We start from the raw sequence: 3,316 nt of genomic DNA, 5'->3' as shown, positions 1-3,316 counted from the left end.
TTTAAACGGTATTGGAAGCGAAGTGATTTTGAAAACTTTTGAAGATGCCAGAATGCTGGAACTTTGCACGCCGGTTATTTTCGCTAATGTCAAAATTCTTTCCTTTATTAAAAAGACATTAGAGTTAACCGCACCACTTCACGGCATTGATAAAATGGACCAATTGGTTGTAGGTAAAATAAACGTGTTAAATGTTTGGCGCGAAGGTGTCGATTTGAACTTCGGAAAAAATGACGACAATGTTGGCAAATATGCTATTAAATCGTTTACAGCAGCTACCAAAGCACTCAAAGACAACCAAATAGACGTCTTAGTTACGGCGCCTATCAATAAATACAATATCCAATCGGAAGACTTTAAATTTCCGGGACATACCGATTACCTTAATCAAGAATTGGAAGGAAACGCTTTGATGTTAATGGTTCAGGACAATTTAAGAGTTGGCTTGTTAACCGATCATGTTCCCGTAAATGAGGTTGCCAAGCACTTAACTGAAAAATTAATTGTCCAAAAAATTGAAACCATTAAACAATCATTGATTCAAGATTTTGGCATTAACAAACCTAAAATTGCTGTTTTAGCGCTTAATCCTCACGCAGGAGATAATGGTGTAATAGGAAAAGAAGACGATGAGATTGTAAGACCAACGTTAAAGAAATTGTTCGACAAAGGTACTTTGGTTTTCGGTCCGTTTGCTGCCGATGGCTTTTTTGGTAGCAGTCAATACGAAAAATACGATGCCGTAGTGGCTACTTATCACGACCAAGGATTAATTCCGTTCAAAACCCTGTCTTTTGGCAATGGTGTTAATTACACTGCCGGTTTGAACAAAGTAAGAACCTCTCCGGATCACGGAACGGCTTATGAAATTGCCGGAAAAGGTTTGGCGGACTACAATTCCTTCAAGGAAGCAGTTTACACCGCCATAGACATCTTTAATTCAAGAGCAGATTACGCCGAAATTAGTCGGAATCCCTTGAAAACAAAAGAAAAACAGTTATAAACAAAAAAATGTTGATAAGGTTATTGGAATTCCAATAATTTTATATCTTTGCACTCCCTAAATGTTGGGTCAAATTGTTGTTTAGATGAAAAGTACGAATGAATTTTTAATTCCTTTCATAGGATTAAAGTTAGGAAAGCATCAGTTTGAGTTTAAAATAGAGAAAAAGTTCTTTGACGAGTATCAATTTGATGAATTCGAAAGTTGTAATGTAGCAGTAACAGTAGTCCTTGAAAAAAAGACTACAATGCTGGAAATCAACTTTAAACACCTAGGAACTGTTAACGTTCCATGTGACTTAACCGGAGAACCGTTTGATTTACCTATCAAAGGAAAAATTAAATTGGTGGTTCAGTTTGGTGACGAATTCAACAACGACAATGATGAGCTTTTGATACTCCCACACGGAGAACATCAAGTCGATTTGTCGCAGTATATTTATGAAATGATAGTGTTATCTGTGCCTCACAAAAGGATACATCCCGGCGTAAAAGACGGAACCTTGCAAACAGAAGCACTTCAAAAATTGAATGAATTACAAGTTAAAGAGATTAAAGAAGAAAAAAAAGAAGATGATATCGACCCGCGTTGGGACAAATTAAAACAACTATTAACGGATAAATAATATAGTACAATGGCACATCCTAAGAGAAAAACCTCGAAAACAAGAAGAGATAAAAGAAGAACTCACTATAAAGCAACTGTAGCTCAAATCGCTACTTGCCCGGTAACAGGTGAAGCACATTTATACCACAGAGCTTACTGGCATGAAGGTAAAATGTATTACAGAGGACAAGTAGTTATTGATAAATCAGTAGCTGTTGCTTAATTAAGGTTTTTTTACAAAACAAACTCTCACTATGTGGGAGTTTTTTGTTTTATTTAATTTTAGCAAATATCCCCGTAGAATTACCTTTAGGTATAATTTTTTTTTGTAATTTCCACAACTTTTCGATTACACAAAAATCGATTGGAAAAATACCCTTTTTATGACCAAAATTACAGCCGCAATTACCGCAGTTGGAGCTTATGTTCCGGAATTTGTACTCTCTAATCAAGTACTGGAAACCATGGTAGATACCAATGACGAATGGATTACCACTCGCACCGGCATCAAAGAAAGAAGACTTTTAAAAGAAAAAGGAAAAGGCACTTCTTACTTGGCCATCAAAGCTGCCGAAGATTTAATTGCTAAAGCCAATATCAATCCCGAAGAAATAGACCTAATCATCATGGCCACAGCAACTCCGGATATGCCGGTTGCCTCAACCGGTGTTTACGTTGCCAGTCAAATTGGCGCTGTTAATGCATTCGCATTCGACTTACAAGCGGCTTGTTCCAGCTTTTTGTACGGAATGTCTACTGCTGCTGCCTATATTCAATCCGGTCGATACAAAAAAGTTTTACTTATCGGTGCCGATAAAATGTCGTCCATCATAGATTACACAGACAGAGCTACTTGCATCATCTTTGGTGATGGTGGCGGTGCTGTTTTGTTTGAACCGAATTACGAAGGCTTGGGCTTACAAGATGAGTTTTTAAGAAGCGACGGCATCGGTAGAGAATACCTTAAAATTGATGCTGGTGGTTCAATCCTTCCGCCATCTGCCGAAACGGTAGCTAACGGACAACATTTTGTATTCCAAGACGGAAAAACAGTTTTCAAATATGCGGTTTCCGGTATGGCTGATGTAAGCGAAAAAATAATGGAACGCAACAATTTAACCAAAGAGAATGTAGATTGGTTATTGGCGCACCAAGCCAACAAAAGAATCATCGATGCAACCGCCAGCAGAATGGGCCTTGACGAAGAAAAAGTATTGGTCAACATTCACCGCTACGGAAACACCACTTCGGCCACTTTACCTTTGCTGATGAGTGATTTTGAAAAACAATTTAAAAAAGGAGACAACTTAATTTTCGCTGCTTTCGGTGGTGGGTTCACTTGGGGATCTATTTACTTAAAATGGGCGTATTAACACCCGAGGCGCAGCCGAACTGTTTGGAGCGCAGCGGAAAAAAACAATAAAACTAATTCTAAAACGAACAAATTATGGATTTAAAAGAAATTCAAAACCTGATCAAATTCGTGTCCAACACTGGAGTGGCTGAAGTAAAATTGGAAACAGGTGATGTAAAAATTACTATCAGAACTACTTTAGAAGGAAATACACCGGAAATCACTTACGTACAACAAGCAGCTCCGGTTCAACAAGCTATGGCGGCTCCTGTAGCAGCAGCTCCGGTTGCGGCAGCACCAGCGGCTCCTGCAGCACCTGCTGAAGACAATTCAAAATTTGTTACTATCAAATC

Annotated in this window: 4 protein-coding genes and 1 pseudogene; all 5 read left to right on the top strand. The window is 38.4% G+C overall.

All coding sequences use genetic code 11. The features are described from left to right. Positions 1 to 1,003, top strand: a 1,003-nt coding sequence (pdxA, locus tag ACOVQQ_RS12755; RefSeq protein ID WP_421818527.1) for a 4-hydroxythreonine-4-phosphate dehydrogenase PdxA, incomplete at its 5' end; no start/stop codon positions are given. A gap of 85 nt (positions 1,004 to 1,088) precedes the next feature. Further along, positions 1,089 to 1,628, top strand: coding sequence for a YceD family protein (locus ACOVQQ_RS12750; protein ID WP_421818526.1), 540 nt, complete (start codon positions 1,089 to 1,091; stop codon positions 1,626 to 1,628). Between the two features lie 9 nt (positions 1,629 to 1,637). Next, complete coding sequence (gene rpmF, locus ACOVQQ_RS12745) at positions 1,638 to 1,832, top strand: 50S ribosomal protein L32 (RefSeq protein ID WP_073308476.1); 195 nt, start codon at positions 1,638 to 1,640, stop codon at positions 1,830 to 1,832. 160 nt (positions 1,833 to 1,992) lie between these two features. Continuing rightward, on the top strand, positions 1,993 to 2,982 hold the full coding sequence (locus ACOVQQ_RS12740) for a beta-ketoacyl-ACP synthase III (RefSeq protein ID WP_290871819.1): 990 nt from the start codon (positions 1,993 to 1,995) through the stop codon (positions 2,980 to 2,982). Between the two features lie 74 nt (positions 2,983 to 3,056). Next, a pseudogene (locus ACOVQQ_RS12735) lies at positions 3,057 to 3,316 on the top strand (acetyl-CoA carboxylase, biotin carboxyl carrier protein); the annotation flags it as partial.

The sequence above is a fragment of the Flavobacterium sp. genome, from assembly GCF_049240005.1.
In the GTDB taxonomy this organism is placed as follows: domain Bacteria; phylum Bacteroidota; class Bacteroidia; order Flavobacteriales; family Flavobacteriaceae; genus Flavobacterium.
This window is presented reverse-complemented; position numbering and strand designations above follow the sequence as displayed.

Excerpts from the sequence above, each read along its gene's own strand:
- ACOVQQ_RS12750 (WP_421818526.1), top strand. The coding sequence starts at position 1,089 with ATGAAAAGTACGAATGAATTTTTAATTCCTTTCATAGGATTAAAGTTA.
- rpmF (WP_073308476.1), top strand. The coding sequence starts at position 1,638 with ATGGCACATCCTAAGAGAAAAACCTCGAAAACAAGAAGAGATAAAAGA.
- ACOVQQ_RS12740 (WP_290871819.1), top strand. The coding sequence starts at position 1,993 with ATGACCAAAATTACAGCCGCAATTACCGCAGTTGGAGCTTATGTTCCG.